This window comes from Bauldia litoralis (genome assembly GCF_900104485.1).
GTDB lineage: Bacteria > Pseudomonadota > Alphaproteobacteria > Rhizobiales > Kaistiaceae > Bauldia > Bauldia litoralis.
On sequence record NZ_FMXQ01000011.1, the window covers coordinates 52,498 to 70,884 of the forward strand.

An 18,387-nucleotide genomic window follows, 5' to 3' on the forward strand; every position below is an offset into this window, starting at 1 on the left:
ACAAGGCTGGCTTGCGACCGGTTACCGGTTCTCGAGCTTCCTGGCGTAGTAGTCCGGGGCGACGACGCCTTCCTTGGAGAACCAGGCCGGCACGTCGACGCCTGAATAGAGCAGGATGTTGCCCCAAGGGTCGAAGGCGCCGGTGCGGACGATGACCTTGGCCTTCGCGGCCATCTCGCCGAGGATCGCCTCATGGGTGACCGGCTCGAAGTCGGCACCGGCGAAGAGGCGTTCGATCTTCTTCAGGAGCGGCGCGTTGTGGACGGGGAGCGTGTCGGCATAGGACACCTTTTCCGCGATGAAGGCCTCGGCGATCGGCGTCAGGACGGTTTCGAGGTCCGGCACGTCCGGGGTGATCGCCAGGTCGATCCGCCAGGCGCTGGAGGGCACGGGAAAGCCCGCGTCGCAGACGATCATCAGGTCGCCGTGGCCCATCGAGGCGATGGCATGGTTGAGCTCGGCATTGAGCAGGCGATTGCGGTTCACGGGCTGTCCCTCCAGACGGTCTTGATGGCTTCTTCGTAGAGTGCATCGACATGCGCCCGCTGCGGCAGGCTGGGCACAACGCCGAGCCGGGTGCAGGCGATGCCGCCGCAGACAACGCCGAAACGGACCGCCTCGACGATGTCGCGCCCCTCGGCCAGCGCCACCGCGAAGCCGGAGTTGAACGCGTCGCCGGCGCCGGTGGTGTCGACGACATCGACGGTCAGCGCCGGCACCGTCACATCGAGATCGTCGGTGAGGATGAGGGCGCCGGTCCGGCCGAGCGTCACGACGACATTGCGGACGCCGCGCCGCCGCAGCTCCTGCGCCAGTTCGCGCGACGAGCGCGGATCGTCCGGCGACAGGCCGAGGAGGATGCGCAACTCGCTCTCGTTCGGGGTCAGGTAGTCGACCGACGCGAAGAGAGTGTCCGGCAGCGGCTTGGCCGGCGCGGGGTTGAGGATGGTCCGGGCGCTGTGCTTTCGACCGAGTTCCATCGCGCGCGCGGCGGCCTCGACCGGCACCTCGAGGACGGCCATCACCACGTCGGAGGCTGCGATGCGGGCATCGCCGGCATCGACGCTCCGGGCATCCATCAACTCGTTGGCGCCCATGTCGAGAATGATGAAATTCTCGCCCTTGTCGTTGAGGATGATGATCCCGACTCCGGTCGGGCGCTCGCTGCGCTCCGTCACCAACGTCGTGTCGACGCCTTCCGCGGCGTAGAGGTCCGTGGCGATGCCGGCGAGCTTGTCGGTACCGAGAATGGCGAGAAGCGACGATCTCGCGCCAAGCCTGGCGGTCGCCACGGCCTGGTTCGAGCCCTTGCCGCCGGGCCCCATGTCGAAATCAGTGCCGAGCATGGTCTCGCCGAAGATCGGCAACTTTGGCGCCCGCATGGTCAGGCCGACCGCGAAGCTGCCGACGACGGTGATGATCGGCGCGGTCATGGCCGGCCGCCCGGGGCGTCATCACGCGCCCTGCCCGCGGGCCATGGTCGATCGTCAGTCCTGACCGCAACGGCCATCGGCATTTCCCCCCTGATGCAGCGGCCCGGCTCGAAAGCCGGACGCCGCGCGTCTCCATCCCCTGAGCGGCCCCGGCACTCCTCTTGCCGGCTCCTTCCCCTGCCGTTTCCGGCTTTTACGCCACCGGCTCCGCTTGCTTCATGAACGTTCCCGCCGGTACCTTCTCCAGCGGCTCGTAGTTGCCATAGTCCCGCACCCGCTTGAAGGGCGCGTTCTCGACCGCATTGTAGGAGCAGATGTAGCCCCAGCGATACGTGTCGGAGCGGTTGGCGTCCGAGCGGTGCAGCAGATTCGAGTCGAAGATCACCACGTCGCCGGCATCCATCTCGACATAGATGCGTTCGAAGCGCTTGAGCGCCGCTTCAAGATGCTCCTGCTCGACATTGGTCTGCTCGCCCTCGCGGATGTGGTTGAGCCGGCCGAGCTTGTGGCTGCCCTTGAGGACCTGGAGGCAGCCGTTCTCCTTCGTCGCCTTGTCGAGGGCGACGAAGATGCTCATCATCTCCGGTGCAAGGCAGCCGTAGTTGTACCAGTAGCCGAAATCCTGGTGCCACTCCCAGGCGCCGCCCTCGTTGGGCTGCTTCATCGTCATCTTGTGGCTGTAGAGATAGACCGGTTTGCCAATCGCATCCTCGGCGAGATCGACCATCCGCTCGTCGCGGGCGAGGAATCCATACTGGTCGTCCTCGGCTCGGGTCCACATCTTGAGAAGCGTCGTCTTGCCTTCCTTGTCGCCCTTGGACATGACCGACCCGGATTTGTTTTCGGCCTCCAATTGACGGCGCGCCGTATCGCGGAACGCGCCGACTTCGGCCGGGCTCAGGAGGCCCTTGCGGATGATGAAGCCGTCCCGCTGGTAGGCAAGCGCTTCGTCGTCGGTCATCGCCATCATCGTCTTGTCCTCGGTCATGGCCGGTCGCTTTTCCGGGCGCGGCGACGGGCGATTGCCGCGTCGCAGACGCCAGGAAAGATCGGATCCTGTGCATTTCGAACACAGTAAATCCGCACCAAGCACCGGGAAATGGACAATCTGAGCCACCATTTGTATAAATCGCGCATGCGTGGCGAGACGGATTTCATCGAGAGTCATCACTACGTGCCGGAGCCCGGATGGACGCGCATGGCCTTCAGCGTGCTGCGCGCCGGCAAGGTGGCTGCCGCCCCCGATTACGGCATCCGACGGCGCCGGCATGCGGGCCAGGACATCCTGTTTTGTCTCTCCGGCGCCGGGACGGTCGAAACCGGCGGCGAGAATTTTGCGGTCGGAGCCGGGCAACTGGCCTGGCTGGCCAACGAGCGACCCCATGCCCATGTCGCCGACCCGGACCGGCCCTGGACGCTTCTCTGGTTCCGCCTCGACGGCCCCGACCTGATCGCGCTTCGCGAAAACCTTTTCGGCGGCCGGCCGGCGCCCGCCCCGATCCTCGGCGCGACCGCGCTGATCGCCTGGTTCGAGCGCCTGTTCGTTGCGCTGGGGAGCCGCGAAGCGGGGCTGGACTGGCGGCTTAACCAGGCGGTCGGCGAATTCCTGACGATGGTCGACCAGTCGCTTGCCACGCCGGCCATGCCCGACATGCTCGCCGAACTGACCGCCGCGATCCGCAGCGAACCGTCACGCCCATGGACGGCGGAGGAATTGTCGTCGATCAGTGGCGTCAGCCCCTCGCAGGTTCGGCGCTTGTTTGCCAGGTACCTGCGGACCAGTCCGCGCCGCTGGTTGACGCGCGAGCGCCTGATCCATGCCCAAACGCTGATCGTCCGGAATCGGCATTCCCTGGCCGAGATCGCCGAACAATCCGGCTTCTGCGACGTTTATCATTTCAGTCGCGAGTTCAAGCGATCCACCGGCGTCTCGCCGGGCGCGTGGCGGCGCAGCGAAATCGGCGAGACCGGACGGCGGCCGACGTAGTTTGCGATTGCGGTTCGAACGTCCCACTGGTCCTTGCCGGACGAGTGTCTCAACCATGAATGGTATTCAACGATAGATGCACTCATTTGTCGATCATAGATGGGACGTGAGAATGATCAAAATCCCGCAGTATCGGTGATTGGTGGAGCTTGAAATGGCTCAAGCCAGCCAGAGTGCTTGACAAGACAAGCGATCCGGCCGACGGAAGGCCCACATTAAAGTCGGACACTTGAGTCCACCGTCCGCGATTTATGATCGCCCCCGCATGGACCGAACTTGAGAAAGCACCAAGCGTCCGCCCGTCCTCCGGCGGGTACGTGCGCGATACCGAGACAGGACCCGGCTAGACAAATGGTGGCTGCGCGAGATCAGGAAGCGATTATTCGCATCGCTCGAATGCGCTACGAGGAAAAGAGGTCGCAGCAGGAGATCGCCAGACATCTGGGGGTTTCCACATCGACGGTCAGTCGATCGTTGCGACAGGCGATGGCGCTTGGCTTCGTCGAGATTCGCGTTGTGCCGCAGTCGACCCGGCGCAACGACTATGAGCGACTCCTTCAGGAGCGCTTCGGCCTGGAGACAGTGATCGTCGTCGCCTCCGGCAACGAGGAAAGCGCCACGCTCGAGACGCTGGGCCGCGCCGTTGCCGACTACCTGATGACACTGCTCCGCCCCGACGCCGTGATCGGCGTCTCGGACGGTCGGACCACGGCAGCGGTTGCGCGCCATGTTCGCCGCACAGACTTGTCCGGCATCGAAGTCGTTCCGTTGATCGGCGGTGTCGGCGGGGCGAAACTGCCAACCCACCCCTACGAGGTCGCCTTGACCCTGGCCCATGGACTGGGGGTCGCCAACCGGCCGCTGCCGGTACCCGCCGCCGTCGACAGCGAAGAAACCGCCGCCGCGTTGCTGGCCTCCCCGATCGTCCGTACGGCATTCGAGGTGATAGCCCGCTGTGATGTCGCGTTGGTCGGTGTCGGCACCATCTCCAAGGACGCGGCAATCGTCCGCCATGGTGTGGTCAGCGCCGAGGACATGGAAACGGCGCGCACGCAACTGAAGGCGGCCGGCACGGTCTGCGCGCGATTCTACGACAGCAAGGGCGCGTCCATCCCGTCATGGATCGACAGTCGGATGCTGACGGTCACGATCGAGCAACTGAAGGCCGTTCCGTGGCGTCTCGGCGTGGCCATCGGGGCGAGCAAGGTCAGCGCGATGAAAGCCGCCCTCGACGGAGGATTGTTCAACGTGCTCGGCACGGACGAGCAGACTGCCGCCGCGCTGCTGTAGACGCGATCGCCATGGAACCAGAACGGTCCCTGCCCGTTGACATAGATTAGCGCATCCCGGGCTGATCGGCCCGCTTTTGCGACCAACAGGCCGCCCGCGGGGGCGAGGAGCGAGCGTGGACTTTCGACAGCTAGAGCGGCGCATCGTCGTCAGTACACGGTACCTGACGTTCATCGCCGTGGTCGGATCCCTGGCGGGATCCCTGCTGATGTTCATGCTCGGCCTCTTCAACATCTACGAGGCCTTTGTCGGCGGACTGCGGGTGCGAGACGACGAACCCGGGCAGTTCGGGACCGGCGCAGTGATCAGCGTCATCGAAGGGCTCGACCGCTTCCTGATCGCGATCGTCCTCCTCTACTTCGGCTACGGCGTCTATTCGCTCTTCATCCATCCCGGCGAGCCTGAAGAAAGGTTTGCCCTCCCCGACTGGCTGCGGGTCAAGCAGATCGGGCAGCTGAAACAAGTGGTGGCCGAGGTCATCATCGTTGTCCTCTTCGTGCTGTTCCTGCGCGCCGCCCTGGAAGCGTTTCACGAGCCCAACGCCGCCCTGACCTGGCGTCAGATTGCATCTCTCGCCCTGCTGCCGGTCAGCATCGTCCTGCTTTCGCTCTCCCTTCATCTGGTCAAGCTGCACCCCAAACCCCCGGTGGACCACGCGCATCCGAAGCCGGCAGCCCGGAAGGATGCCCGCGACGAGGAGCGGCCGGACTGATCGCGGCAGTGGGCTACAGGGCGGCGATGGCGTCGATCTCGACCTTGATGCCGTCGAGCCCGGCCTGGACGGTGCTGCGGGCTGGCAGGTGGCTGCCGAAGACGGCGCGATACGCGGCATCGAAGCGGTCGAAGTCGGCGATATCGGCGAGATAACAGGTGCATTTGAGCACCCTGTCGAGGTCGCTGCCGGCGGCCCGCAGAAGTTCCTGGATGTTGCGCAGCGTCCGCTCGGTTTCCTCCTCGATCGTGCCGGGGATCGTCGTGCCGGCGCTGTCGATCGACCCCTGCCCGGAGACGAAGACGAGATCGCGCCACACCAGCGCCGGCGCGTAGCCGCCGGTCGCCGTGGCGGCGTTCGGGGTTTCGATGCGGGTGAAGGGATCGGACACGGGTTGCGGGCCTCCTCAAGACTGATGGATCAGGTTTTCGGCGCGCCGGGCAGCGGCCCGCCGAGGAAAGCGTCGATGACGTTGCCGGTGATCCGCGACGTGTCGCTGTCATAGCCCGACGCCGACAAGGTCGCCGACCAGATGATCGAGCCGGCCGAAAACACCGCGCCGCCCTCCGGCCCATGCATGAACAGGATATCCGACTGGATGCCGGATCGCGGGTCCGAGCCGCCCTGCCACGGATTGATCTGGGCGAAGCACTCGATCGCTGCCTGATAGGCGTCGGTGAAGCCCCTGGTCGATGCCAGCACCACCGCATGCGGCGGCGTGCCGTTCATGACATCCGCCTTGTCGACCTCGAAGCCGGCGGCGCCATGGCCGAGCACCAGCGACCGGCCGGCGCCGACCACCGCGTCGTCGACACCCTGGAATATCCACGAAAATTCGGGCGCAAAGCTTGCCTCGCTGCGATGGTAGGCAGCCCCGCGGTCGAAGCCCTGGCCGGTGAAGGCGACGCCAAGCCGGTCGTTCGGCGGCCGGCCGCGATCGCGCCACAGCCCGCCACGCTCACCGGTGACGCTAACCGTTTCCTCGCCGGGGTCGCCGGCCCAGGTGCGGGTGCCGGCGTAGCGGCGGACCTCGATCACGTCGGGTTCGTCCTCGGCGACGCCGGTCACCCAGTAGAAGCCGTTGCCGCCGAGATAGAGGAAACGGCCGCCGCGATCGAGCCAGTCGTCGCGGGCGTCGAGCATCGGCGTCGTCCAGTATTCGGGATGGCTGCCGGAAACCACCACCCTGTGCGGATCAAGGGCGGACGCTCCTTCATGGTGGAGCAGGTCGTCGGTGATGACGTCGAAGGCGTAGCCCTTTGTCGTCAGCCAGTCGATCAGGTGAAGGTCGGCGGCGAACTGGTGTGGCGCATCGAAGGTCCGGCACCGCGCCTTCGGCCGGAAGTCGATGATCGGCCGGCGGCGCGAGCCATAGGCGATGCCGCTGCCGTCGCGGTGGACATCGTAGAGGCTCTTCAGGCCGTTCTCGGCGACATAGGCATAGCGCTCCGGCGTGATCCCCATGTCCTGGAGCGGCGACATGCCGACCGCGTCGCCGACCTCCAGCGACTCGTTGGCATAGGCGAGGTAGCTCATTGTCGGCATCAGTACGGCCAGCCGCTCGGCACCTGCCCCGCCGCGCGGCGGACAGACGAAGAACGGCAGGTAGTCTTCCGCGTCGCCGGACCTCAGCCGCAGGGCGTAGACACCCGACTTGAGATCGTCCGGAATTGCGAAGCTATGGCTGACCGGCCAGCCGACGTCGGAAACGTCGTCGTCGTGGAAGTGGATGGCGTCATGGGTCTCCGGCAGGGGCGCGGTCGAATTGGTCGCGCCCGGCCAGTCCGGTCCGGTCATCATCCGGGCCGGACGGTTGAGCGTGCGGCCGTCCGGCGAGCCGTCGACACCGACAAGCGACGCGGTCCCGGCCTTGGCGGCAAAGTCCCAGGCAGCGATGGTCGCGTCGCCAGCGTCGAGAATGCGCGGCCGGGCGATCTTGCCGTTGTAGACTTCGATGGGACGCGGCCCGTCATCCGCTGCTTCCAGGGCACCGGCGGCGAAGAGCAGGCGGCCGTCCGCATCCGCGATGGCACCACCGAACGCGCCCTCGACGCGGTCGACGCCACCCGCTTCCGGCGACCAGCGCTTCGGCTGGACGGTCAGGCTGGCGCGACCGGCGGCGCGGTCGACGGCCAGCCGGACCCGGTACCATTGACGAAGCACGACGGGGCGCTGGCTGCGAAGCGGATCCGGGCCCGCGCCGACGCATTCGACATGGCCATCGGCGGCGAGAAAGAGGCCGAAGGCGGCGCCGCCGTCGCCGGACGGCCAGGCCATGAGCCCCTGCCGGTCGGGGCCGGGCAAGGTCGGCCGAATCCACATGTCGAGCGTGAAGGACCCGGCGGGCATCGGACAATCGACGACGCCGCAGGACCCCTTGCGGATGATCCGCGGTGCGCCGGCATGAACCCCGTCGAGACTGCTGTCGAGCTCGATTTCCTTGAAGCCGGGCCCGCGCGGATTCTCGTCGCCATGGATCAGCCGGACCAGCCGCGCCTCGTAGGTCGGCGCGACGCTGTGGACGTGAAACGTCATCGTCTCGCCCGGCCGCACCGACCAGCGATCGCTATAGCCCGTCAGGTTCATGAATCATCGTCCTCGGGTCAGTTGCTTCGCATCAGGATACGCGTTGCGATCAGGATAAGCACGAAGCTCGCCGCCATGATGATCGCGCTGAGGGCATAGATCAGGGAAACCTGCGAGCTGTGCGCCGCCGACGCGGTCCAGATGTAATAAGGCAGCGTGGTAATGCCGCCGCGCGTGTAGAGGGTGCGCGGCAGCTCGTTGAAGGAGAGCAGGAAACTGAAGAAGACCGAGGCGGTGATACCCGGCTTGAGGAGCGGCAGTTCGATATCGACGAACTGCCGGTATCGATCGGCGCCAAGGTCCCTGGCGGCCTCCAGCAGGCGATGATCGAAACGCACCGAAACGATGAGGATGCACAGCAGCGCGAAGGGCAGCGCCCAGATGAAATGGACCAGCACCACCGACCAGAAGCCGGTGCGGATGCCGAGCAGGCCGCGATAGAAGAACAGGACGGCGATGCCGACCAGTATCCCCGGCATGACGAGGACCGACAGGTAGGCGACCAGCAGCCCGCCGCGCCGACGGATCAGCGGCAGCATCCGCCCGATGATCACCGCCGCGGTGGTCGCCAGCAGCGAGACCAGCAGGCCAATTGCGACGCTGGTGATCAGCGGCCCGACCCAGCGCGCGTTCTCGCCCTCGAACAGGGCGAAATACCACTCGAGCGTCATCGGCCAGGGAATGCCGGACAGCGGCCGGGCGCTGAAGGAGAGGAGCGCCAGGCCGGCGATCGGCGCATAGAGCAGGACCAGCGCGATCGCGCCAAGCAGAACCGCCAGCGCCGCGGTCGTCCCGGTGAAGATGCCAGCCGGATTGCGCCGCGCGCCGCCGCTCATTGCTTCATCCCCGCGAAAATGTCGGGGCCGCCGCCACGCCGGCGAAGCGCAAGGCCGATCAACACCGCGGTCAGGATGAAGACGCCGAGCAGCGTGCTGCCGAGCGCCGCCGCGGCAGGGAAATTCATCGCGCGGATGAGGTCGTCGAAGCCTTCGGCGATCAGCGAGACCTGTCCGCCGCCAAGCAGCGTCGAGGCGATATTGTCGCCGAGCATCGGGATCGCGGTGAAGATGACCCCGGCGGCGATGCCCGGCATCGCCAGCGGCAGGACAACGTGCCGCAAGGTCTGCGCGGCGGTCGCGCCGAGGTCGCGGCTCGCCTTGATCAGCTCGTCGTCGATCAGCGACACGGAGATGAAGATCGGCCAGACCATCGATGGGAAATACGGGCCGATCAGGCCGATGTGGATGGCGAATTCGGAGAAGAGCAGCCAGTCGACCGGCGCGTCGGTGATGCCGCTCGACATCAGCGCCGTGTTGATCAGCCCCTCGCGCCCGAGGATCGGCCGCCAGACGATCGTCCGCGCCGCCGGGGAGAGAAAGAACGGCACCACGAGGAAGACGAGCAGGATCGACTTGGTCCACCCCTCGCGCAGTCCCTTCGCCAGCCACAGCGCGAAGGGAAAGGCGAGAACGAACTCGATCGCGGTGACGACGGCGACGATGCGTAGCGTCCGCAGGACCGTCTCGATCCGGTAATCGACGAAGATGTCGGCATAGGGCTGGAACGAAACCGTCCAGATGAAGCTCAGGCCCCGGCCCTGGAGGACGGAAATGACGATCAGGGAGAGAATGGGAAGGAGAACGCCGACCACCCAAAGGACGGTCAGCGCAGCGACGGCGGCGCGCTCAAGCGAAACCGCCCGCGGCCGGCGCGGGGCTGCAGTAGTTCCGGCAGCAATCGGTTCGGCGGACAAGGCGCGCTCCGTCTCAGGTGGATAGCGGCGGGGGTGGGAGAACAGGCCCCCGCCGCTGCCCGTCGGATCAGGCGTTCCGGAACCGCGCCATCTCCGCATCATAGGCGGCAAGATCGTCGGGAGCCCCGCCAATCCAGAAATCCGGATTGGAGAACTTGGTGTCGACCTTGACGATATTCGCCTCGATCTGGGCGATCTTGTCCTGCGGCCAGTCGTTGTCGCTGGCAAAGGCTAGGCCGAGATCCATGCGCGAACCGGTATAGCCGCGGAGAACCGCGAGCTCGGCCGCATAGGAACCGCCCAGGAACCAGTCGATCGCCGTGTAGATCTCGTCGAGATTGTCGCGTTCGGCCGCCTGCACCGGGATGAAGGTCGCGTGCATCCAGTTGATGTGGAAATCCTTGCAGGTGGCGTATTCGACGTCGAGACCCTTGGCCTTGGCCTCCTTCACCGCCGGCTCCCAGCACCGCTGGACCAGCACTTCGCCATTGACGAAATTGGCGACCTGTTCGTCATAGGTCTTCCACAGGGCGCGGAACTGTCCCGCCTGCTTGCGCTCGATCATGAAGTTCGCCGCCGTGTTGACCTCCGACGCCGTCATGTTGGCCGGATCGCCGATCTCGGCGAGGCCACGGTTCTTGAGGTACATGCCGCCGATCATCAGCGCGATGTTGTCGCCGTCGAGCGCGGTCTGGCCGAGGGTCTGCTCGCTGTTGAGCAGCAGGTCCCAGTCCAGCGCATCCGGCGGACGCGGCAGGCCGAGCTTCTCCGGGAAATAGCCGAAGCTGTCCGCGTTGTAGTAGAGCGGCACGCTCCAGTCCTTGTTGTCGCCGGCGTAGAGAACCGGGCTCCGCTTGATCGTGTCGGAGATCGCCGCGTAGTTCTTCAGCTTGGCGGTATCGAGTTCGGCGACCATGCCCTGCTGCACCAGGTTCTTCTGGACGCCGGCCAGCGTGTTGATCAGGTCGAAGCGTTCGCCGGCCTCGTTGACCAGGATCTCGTTGTAGAGCGCACCCACGTCATCGACGTGGAAAGGCGTGAACTCCATCTTGAGCCCGGTCTCCTTCTCGAACAGGCTCCAGTCCTCGAGCGCGACCGTCGGCCCGCCCATCATGCGGATGGTCCCCTCGGCCGCCCTGGCCTTCCTGATGCCACCGAGAATGAGCGACGGCGCAGCGAAGGCCGCGGCCCCCATTGCCGCGCCCTTGATCACTGTGCGCCTGCTTATCTTCCCGTCTCGTGTCTTCTTGATAGACATGTCCATTCCCCTCTTTCGGTGATGCCGGTCGGTCAGGCGACATCGTCCTGTCGAAGCACGCCAACGACACAATCCTCGGGCCGGAAGCTGACATGGCTGTCGCTACCGGCGCCCCGCTCCGTGTCCCACTGGCGCACGACGAGCGGGCCGATGGCGCTGGCGAAGGATGTGTCGAGATACTTGCCCTTGTAGATTGCGGTGCCCGGCGTTCCGCCGACGACATTGGCTCCGGCGGTCGCGTCGTCGAAGCGCAGGCGCTCGGCGCGGATCGCCGCGAAGACCGGCGCCCCGGGCGCCATGGCAGCGGGATCACCGATCGGTCGGCCGCGAATGACGTGATCGCCGACGCGCACAGCGGCAACACCGGCATCGATCCCGGCCAGGGTGCCGGTGACGACGTTCTCGACACCCATGAAACGGGCGGCGAAAGCGGTGCGCGGTGTCTCGAACAGCGTTTTGGGATCGGCTTCCTGTTCGATCGCGCCGGCGCGCATCAGGACGATGCGATCGCTCATGGTGATCGCCTCTTCCTGACTATGAGTCACCAGGATGAACGTGCCGCCTGTCTTGCGACGGATCTCGATCAGCTCGACCTGCATGTCGAGGCGCAGCCGTTCGTCGAGCGCCCCAAGCGGCTCGTCGAGAAGGAGAACGTCAGGCTTGGTCGCCAGCGACCGCGCGAGCGCGACGCGTTGGCGCTCGCCGCCGGAAAGCTGGTGGATACGGCGGTCATACTTCGACGAAAGGCGCACAAGCTTCAGCGCCTCTTCGGCGGCGGCCCGCCGTTCGTCCGGCGGAACCTTGCGAATACGCAGCCCGTATTCGACATTCTCGCCGACGCTCATATGCGGAAAGAGCGCGTAATGCTGAAAGACGGTCGAGACGTTGCGAAGGTTCGGCGGCAGGCGCGTGATATCGCGCCCGTGCAGTTCCATGCGCTCGACTGAATCGGGATTCTCGAGTCCCGCGATCACCCGCAGAAGCGTCGACTTGCCGGAACCGCTTGGGCCGAGAAGCGTCAGGAATTCACCGCGGCTGACCTGGAGCGACACGTCGCGAAGCGCCGCCGTTGCGCCATAGCTGTGAAAAGCATGCGCGATATTCAGGACCAGATCGTTCTCGGCCGAAAGCGTCTTCTCTATCGCCAGGCGACCCTCGCTGCGCTGTGATGGTCCACCGGCCGGCGCATCGCGAGCCAGCCGAGGCTGGCCCGCGTGCGGCCGGAAAGGTGATCGCTGGCGCCGATCGGCACGTGGGTCGGCGGCTGGAGCCACCGGCACAATCCTGCCCTTTGCGTCAACATGACCATGAACCCGACGGAAGTTTAGCGTTAAATGTTTTTTTGGACTATAAACCGGGTCCCATCCTTGTCAAGGCGACGAACCGTGTGGCCCGCATGAATTTGCAGCAGGGACCGCGCACGATCGGGGCATTGCCCGGTCGCACGGTGGGCGGGGAAGTGCGCGGGATCAGTGGGGACGGACAGTCGCCCCGACGGCGAGCGTCACCGGAAGCACCTGTCTGGCCGTCGCGAAACGATCAGTGCCTATCCGGCTGAGGAGTCCGCGCGCAGCCGCCTCGCCGATCGCATAGGCCGGCGAGCCGACGCTGGTTATCAGCGGATCGGAGAACTGGCGAAAGGGAAACGCGTTGAAGCCGGTCACCATCAGGTCCTTCGGCACGGCGAGACCGCGCTGCCGGGCGGCATGGATCGCGGCGATGCCGATCTGGTCGTTGGCGCCGACGACCGCATCCGGCACGCCGTTGCGATCGAAGGCGGCGCTGATATCGGCGATGCTGACCTGAAAATCGGCCTCGTTGCACTTGATCCGCGTCACCCTGGCACGACGGCGCGCGGCAGCACGCACGCCCGCCTCGCGTCGCTCGACCGCTGGCCAGACGTGGTCCGGCGCGGCGAAGACGATGCGGTGCGCACCAGCCGCGATCAGCGCCTCGGTCAGCATCCGGGCGCCGTCCGCATCGTCTTGGAGGAAGCTGCAGGTGTCGGAGAGTCCCGGCATGTCGTCCTGGATGATCGCCAGCGGCTGGTGCAGCTTCTCGAGCATCCGGTAGATCTCTTCCCGCAGCGGCCGCGGGCCCGACGCTATGACCGCCTGCGCGTCGACATTGGAGGCATGGGCGACGATCGTCCGCAGCCCCTCGATATCCGGCACGCCGTTGATCATCAGGCCATAGCCGGCGTCGGTCAGGCCATTGCTCATCCCGGCCGCGACTTCGGTGAGATAGGGATCGTCGAGAAAGCGGCGGTCCGGGCGGACGATCGTCAGGCCGATGGCATATTCGCGCTGCATGCGGAGGCCGCGAGCGCTGCGCTGCGGCCGGTATCCGAGCTTTTCAATCGACGCCAGGATGCGGACCCGCGTCTCCTCGGACACCCGGGCGGTACGCGCGTTGATGACGTTGGAAACGGTCATCATCGAGACGCCGGCGTCCTCCGCAACGTCGCGGAGCGTCGGCAATCGAACCCGGCTCTTGCCAGTCCGGTCAGCTTTCATCGTCTCGTCACCCCCGGCCGGCGCCGGGCCGACAGGCGCAAATGACGGGAATCAGCCCGCCTGCGCGCGATCCTTGCGTATCAGCGCAGTACCCGCGGTGTCGAGTTCCAGGGAGTCGGTGAAGGCGACGGCGTAGACCGTTTCCGCCCGCTCGCGACTGACCCAGCCTTCCCGGACATCGGCGACCACCCGCTCCGGTTCGCGTTCCTCCGGAGGCCCGTAGCCGCCACCGCCGCAACTGATCGAGACCATCGCCTGATCCGGACCGATGACAACCTCGGCGCATCCCGGCACCGGTTCGAGCGACCCGTCGGCCAGCCGCCGGAACTGCGACGACGGCCCGCCATGCAAGCCGCCGCGCGCGCCAGCCGCCGGGTTGGCGTTGCCGTCACTGACATAGGCGACCGTGATATCGCAGCCGAGCGGCGAAAATTCCGAATAGGCGCCGAGCGCACCACGGAACCGCCCTGCCCCCTCGGTATCGGCCATCAGCCGCCGGGCGTGGACAAGGATCGGGTGGCGCAACTCGTCGATCTCGATCGAATCCTGGTAGCACATGCCGGCATTGCCGACGTGGAGGATGGTCAGCCAGCCGTCGGTGGTGGGCGTGCCCGCTCCACCCGTGCAGCCGAGATACACCTCGTTGACGAAGGGCTCGTTGTCATGCGTGCCGGAGATGACACCGGAGGATGGCGGGATGACCGCGCCGGTCTCGGCCATGCCGAGACCATCGGCGAGGTCGGCGATGGCGCACTGGACCGGGTTGGCGACCCGGTCGGCAAGGTTTGTCGTCGCCACCGAACACGACGTCGGATGGGCCGGCCGGCCGACGCAGCAGTTGTCGCGAAGATGCACCTTGATGCGGCGGAAGCTCCCCTCGTTCTTCGGCACGGTGTGGTCGATCGAATTGAAGATGCCGACCATCGGCGCGGAGGTGGCGGTTCCCTCGGACAGGTTGATGCCGTTCTCCATGCAGTCGGGATTGTCGCGGAGGTCGACCTCGATCATCGCGTCTTCGGGACGGACGTCGACTGTCACCTTGATCTCGACACCGTCCTCCGGCGTGGCGGGGAACCGGTCGTGACGGCTGGTGCGGGTCACCGTACCTTTCGGCATTGCGCGGATCACGTCGACCATCCGCTGCTCGCTGTAATCGAACCACGAGCGGCAATAGGATTGCAGTGCGTCCCAGCCGATCTCGCGACCCAGCGCCAGGATCTCCCGCTCCCCGACCCGCGCCGCGCCGAGTGTCGCGAGGTAGTCGCCCCACCACTGGTCCGGCACCCGGATACGCATCCGGCACATGCGGACGATGTCCATGTTGTGCTCGTAGTCACTCTGGATCTTGACCGCCGGGAAGATCAGCGCGCCCTCGCCATAGACGTCCTTGGCCGCGCCCATATAGGTCGTCGGCAGCGCGTTGCCGCAGTCGGCCTGGTGGCCCTTGGCGAGGACGGTGAAGCGGTGGACGCCGTCGTCGTCGATCACCGGAATGAGGATCGAGTGATCGGCCGGATGGGTGCAGCCGTGATAGGGCGAATTGTGCAGATAGGCGTCGCCCCGGCGAAGCTCCGGATGATTGTCCGTCATCGTCTTGCACATGATCTCCGGCCCGCGCAGGACGTGGATCGGCAGGCTGTCCGAGGCGGTCAGAAGCTCGTGATCGGCCGTCAGGATGACGCAGGAGAAGTCCCGCGCGATGGTCAGGATGCCCGACCGCCCGGTGCGGTGCAGCGTGTTGGCCATCTTGTGGGCAATGCCCTCGAAGCGGGCGGTGAGCACCGCCATCTCGACGCCGCCGATCTTCGGCGTGGCTTTCTGTTCCATGCTACGGCTCCACCTTGCGCAGATCGACGACGAGCGTGCCCATCGCATCGCGACGGGCGGTGATGTCCGGATCGATGACCACCGACGTGAAATCGGACTCGACGATCGCCGGCCCGGTGACGGTATCCGCCTCGGTCAAGGCCTCGAAGCGGTGGACGACGGCGTCGGTCCAGCCGGTGCCGGCGAAATAGACCGGGCGGCGGGCCAGCGCCTCGAACGAGTCCGGCACGCGAATCCGGCCGGGGCGGTCCGCGCCGATCTTGCAGCGAACGGTGGCGTTCCAGCCGACCGTCTCGACCGCCGAGGCGGGGTCCTCGACGGCGAAGATCTCGCGATGGGTCTTGTGGAAATCCGTGACAAGCGCGGCGACGTCATCCGGTCCGCCGAACCGGCCGGCGCGCAGCGGCACCTCGATCTCCCAGGCCTGATCGGGGTAGCGCGCTTCCGTAGACCAGTCGATCTCGACGGCGGACGGATCGACCCCGGTGGTCTCGGCGAAGGCGCGGCAGCGGCCTTCGAGGTCTTCGAGCATTGCGTTGACGCCGTCGATGTCGAAGGCGCGGCTGTCGGTGTGGAACATCGCCTGGTGATGCGCCATCAGGTCGGAGACCAGCGCACCGGCCGCGGCGAGCACGGCGCCGGTCTCCGGCACCAGCACCGTGTGGCAACCGAGGCGAAGCCCGATCGCCACGCAGTTGATGCCGGCGGCCCCTCCGCCGGCGACGAAGGCGGCCTGGGCCGGGTCGATCCCCTGGTTGACGGTAATGCCCATGATCGCCTGCACCATGTTCTCGGTCGCCAGCCCGACGATCGCCGCCGCGGCATCCTCGATGCTGAGGTCGAGCGGCTCCGCCACCTCGCGGCGGATCGCCTCGACCGCGGCTTCGCGATCGAGAACCATGCGGCCGCCGAGGAAGAAGGAGGCGTCGATGAAGCCGAGGACGATCGAGGCATCGGTGACCGTCGGCCGGGTGCCGCCCTGGCCATAGGCGACCGGGCCGGGCACGGCCCCGGCGCTGATCGGACCGACATGCAGCAACCCGCCGCTGTCGACCCAGGCGATCGAGCCGCCGCCGGCGCCGATGCTCTTGGTGTCGACCGAGGGCATCCCGGTCATGTGGCTCGAGAGCGGACGGCCGAGCCATGTCTCGCGGGTACGCGGGATGCGGCCGGAACGGACCAGCGAGACGTCGAAGGTGGTGCCGCCGGTATCGCCGACGATCAGCGTGTCGGACGAAGCGGACGGCGCGTAGGCGCGCGCCCCGACCGGCCCCATGCTCGGGCCGGAGTTGATCAGGTGCACCGGCATCCCGGCGACATGGGCGGCATCCATGACCCCGCCCTGCGATGTGACGACGAGGAGCCGCCCGTCGAAGCCGGCGTTGGAAAGCCGGGCCTCGAGCCCGCTCATGTAGGCGCCCATGATCGGCTTCAGCGAGGCGTCAAGGCAGGTCGACATCGCCCGCCGGTATTCGCGGATCGACGGATTGATGCGGTGGGACAGCGTGTAGGGAACGCCTGGCAGGTGCTTGTCGATCAGCCGGCCGATCGCCAGTTCATGCGCCGGATTGACGATCGACCACAGCAGGCAGACCGCGACAGCCTCGACCTCGGCCGCCTTGAGCTCGCCGATCAGGGCAATGACCTCGGCCTCGTCGAGGGCGATATGGGGCGAGCCGTCGCGCAACAGCCGCTCGTTGACCTCATACGTGAAGGCCTTGGGAACGAAGGGCTCCGGATAGGGAACGGTGAAGTTGAAGGCGTCCTGGCGCCCGCCCTCGCGGAAGACCAGCGTGTCGGGATGGCCCTTGGTGGTGAGGAATGCCGTCCGTGCCGTGCGGCCGGTGACGATGGCGTTGATCGCGTGGGTCGTGCCGTGGACCATGATCTCGGCGCGGCCGAGATAGGTCGCGAGGTCCTGGCCGGCATCGGCGGCGGCGATCGACAGGGCGTCGAGCACGCCCGCTGCCGGATCGGACGGCGTCGTCGAGGCCTTGTAGATGCCGACGCTGCCATCCGGCTCGCCAACGATCAGGTCGGTGAAGGTGCCGCCGGTATCGACGGCAAATCGCAGCCCCCTCCCCGGGACGGGCGAAGCGGAACGGGAACTGGTCTGGGCGTCGGTCACGGAATGCTGTCTCCGGTGAATCTGGGGTGTCGCGAGCACGCGCTACATGACAAGGACATGGCCGCCGTCGACGACCAGCACCGCACCGGTCATGAAGCGCGATGCATCGGAGGAAAGGAAAAGGATGGCGCCGTCGAAATCGTCGACCTGGCCGACGCGCCCGAGCGGAATCTCACGCACCAGCGGTTCGCTCTCGGGACTGGCGAAGAAGTCGCGATTCATGCCGGTGACGACATAGCCCGGCGCCAGCGTGTTGACCCGAACCCCCTTGTCGGCAAGTTCCAGCGCCATGATCCGCGACAGTTGCGCGACGCCGGCCTTGGCGACCGAATAAGCCGCCATTTCCGCCCTGGGGCGCAGGCCGAGGATCGACGAGACATTGACGATGACGCCGCCGCGGCCGCTCATCCGGCGGGCGGCTTCCCGCGCCATCAAGAACAGGGCGTCGAGGTCGACATCGAGGATCTCGCGCCATGCCTCGAAGGTCAGGTCGACGACGGCTCGCGCGTCCGAAATGCCGGCGTTGTTGATCACCACGTCAACCGGGCCGAGCGCCGCCTCAACCTCGGCGAACACCTCCGGGATGCGGGCATGGTCGCGGAGATCGAAGGCGACGACCGTGGCGACTCCGCCGGCATCGGCAATCGTCTTCGCCAGGCGGTCGAGTTCATCCCGCCGACGGCCCGCCAGGGCAACAAGGGCTCCGTTGGCTGCCAGGACCTCGGCGAAGCGGGCGCCAAGCCCGCTCGATGCGCCAGTGACCAGCGCCACCCGGCCGGCGACATCGAAGACCGAGGCGGCCAGTGCCGGTGCAGTCACCGGGGACCGGGGCTCAGACATGAGCGGACGCGCGCCCAACGCCATCGAGGGCGAACAGCAAAGCCAGGTCGCGACCGG

16 protein-coding genes are annotated in these 18,387 nt (G+C 66.6%); 3 read left to right on the forward strand and 13 right to left on the reverse strand.

The features are described from left to right. Positions 1–21 precede the first annotated feature (21 nt). The 3 genes from rbsD to BLT60_RS21270 form a co-directional block, all read right to left on the reverse strand. A complete protein-coding gene (gene rbsD / locus BLT60_RS21260; protein ID WP_090879979.1) occupies positions 22–486 on the reverse strand; it encodes a D-ribose pyranase in 465 nt (154 codons plus the stop codon). Further along, a complete protein-coding gene (gene rbsK, locus BLT60_RS21265; RefSeq protein ID WP_090879982.1) occupies positions 483–1,433 on the reverse strand; it encodes a ribokinase in 951 nt (316 codons plus the stop codon). Before rbsK ends, rbsD begins: the two co-directional genes overlap by 4 nt. A 193-nt stretch (positions 1,434–1,626) precedes the next feature. Beyond that, on the reverse strand, positions 1,627–2,421 hold the full coding sequence (locus BLT60_RS21270; protein WP_090879985.1) for a phytanoyl-CoA dioxygenase family protein: 795 nt from the start codon (positions 2,419–2,421) through the stop codon (positions 1,627–1,629). Positions 2,422–2,568: 147 nt separating this feature from the next. Between BLT60_RS21270 and BLT60_RS21275 the strand changes: the two genes are divergently transcribed. The 3 genes from BLT60_RS21275 to BLT60_RS21285 all read left to right on the forward strand — a co-directional run bounded on the left by BLT60_RS21275 (position 2,569) and on the right by BLT60_RS21285 (position 5,422). After that, complete coding sequence (locus tag BLT60_RS21275) at positions 2,569–3,420, forward strand: helix-turn-helix transcriptional regulator (protein ID WP_244521383.1); 852 nt, start codon at positions 2,569–2,571, stop codon at positions 3,418–3,420. 351 nt (positions 3,421–3,771) lie between these two features. Beyond that, on the forward strand, positions 3,772–4,710 hold the full coding sequence (locus BLT60_RS21280; protein WP_090879991.1) for a sugar-binding transcriptional regulator: 939 nt from the start codon (positions 3,772–3,774) through the stop codon (positions 4,708–4,710). A gap of 115 nt (positions 4,711–4,825) precedes the next feature. Further along, entirely contained in the window at positions 4,826–5,422 is a 597-nt protein-coding gene (locus tag BLT60_RS21285; RefSeq protein ID WP_175478574.1) for a YqhA family protein, read from the forward strand. A gap of 13 nt (positions 5,423–5,435) precedes the next feature. Here the strand turns inward: BLT60_RS21285 and BLT60_RS21290 are convergent, their stop codons facing one another. The 10 genes from BLT60_RS21290 to BLT60_RS21335 form a co-directional block, all read right to left on the reverse strand. After that, positions 5,436–5,813, reverse strand: coding sequence for a RidA family protein (locus BLT60_RS21290; RefSeq protein ID WP_210185659.1), 378 nt, complete (start codon positions 5,811–5,813; stop codon positions 5,436–5,438). Between the two features lie 29 nt (positions 5,814–5,842). Next, positions 5,843–8,008, reverse strand: coding sequence for a N,N-dimethylformamidase beta subunit family domain-containing protein (locus tag BLT60_RS21295; protein WP_090879997.1), 2,166 nt, complete (start codon positions 8,006–8,008; stop codon positions 5,843–5,845). A gap of 17 nt (positions 8,009–8,025) precedes the next feature. Then, positions 8,026–8,844 (reverse strand): ABC transporter permease, encoded by an 819-nt coding sequence (locus BLT60_RS21300; RefSeq protein ID WP_090879999.1) that lies wholly within the window; start codon positions 8,842–8,844, stop codon positions 8,026–8,028. After that, entirely contained in the window at positions 8,841–9,761 is a 921-nt protein-coding gene (locus BLT60_RS21305) for an ABC transporter permease (protein WP_175478575.1), read from the reverse strand. The genes BLT60_RS21300 and BLT60_RS21305 overlap by 4 nt, the downstream gene beginning before the upstream one ends. A gap of 67 nt (positions 9,762–9,828) precedes the next feature. Continuing rightward, positions 9,829–11,019 (reverse strand): ABC transporter substrate-binding protein, encoded by a 1,191-nt coding sequence (locus BLT60_RS21310; protein WP_175478576.1) that lies wholly within the window; start codon positions 11,017–11,019, stop codon positions 9,829–9,831. 32 nt (positions 11,020–11,051) lie between these two features. Then, positions 11,052–12,293, reverse strand: coding sequence for an ABC transporter ATP-binding protein (locus BLT60_RS21315; RefSeq protein ID WP_175478577.1), 1,242 nt, complete (start codon positions 12,291–12,293; stop codon positions 11,052–11,054). Positions 12,294–12,488: 195 nt separating this feature from the next. After that, the gene (locus BLT60_RS21320; protein WP_090880007.1) at positions 12,489–13,535 is read right to left on the reverse strand and encodes a LacI family DNA-binding transcriptional regulator; all 1,047 of its coding nucleotides are present in this window, start codon (positions 13,533–13,535) and stop codon (positions 12,489–12,491) included. Between the two features lie 51 nt (positions 13,536–13,586). Next, on the reverse strand, positions 13,587–15,362 hold the full coding sequence (locus BLT60_RS21325; protein ID WP_090880010.1) for a hydantoinase B/oxoprolinase family protein: 1,776 nt from the start codon (positions 15,360–15,362) through the stop codon (positions 13,587–13,589). Between the two features lies 1 nt (position 15,363). Continuing rightward, positions 15,364–17,490, reverse strand: coding sequence for a hydantoinase/oxoprolinase family protein (locus BLT60_RS21330; RefSeq protein ID WP_244521384.1), 2,127 nt, complete (start codon positions 17,488–17,490; stop codon positions 15,364–15,366). A gap of 42 nt (positions 17,491–17,532) precedes the next feature. Further along, complete coding sequence (locus BLT60_RS21335) at positions 17,533–18,309, reverse strand: SDR family NAD(P)-dependent oxidoreductase (protein WP_244521385.1); 777 nt, start codon at positions 18,307–18,309, stop codon at positions 17,533–17,535. Positions 18,310–18,387 lie beyond the last annotated feature (78 nt).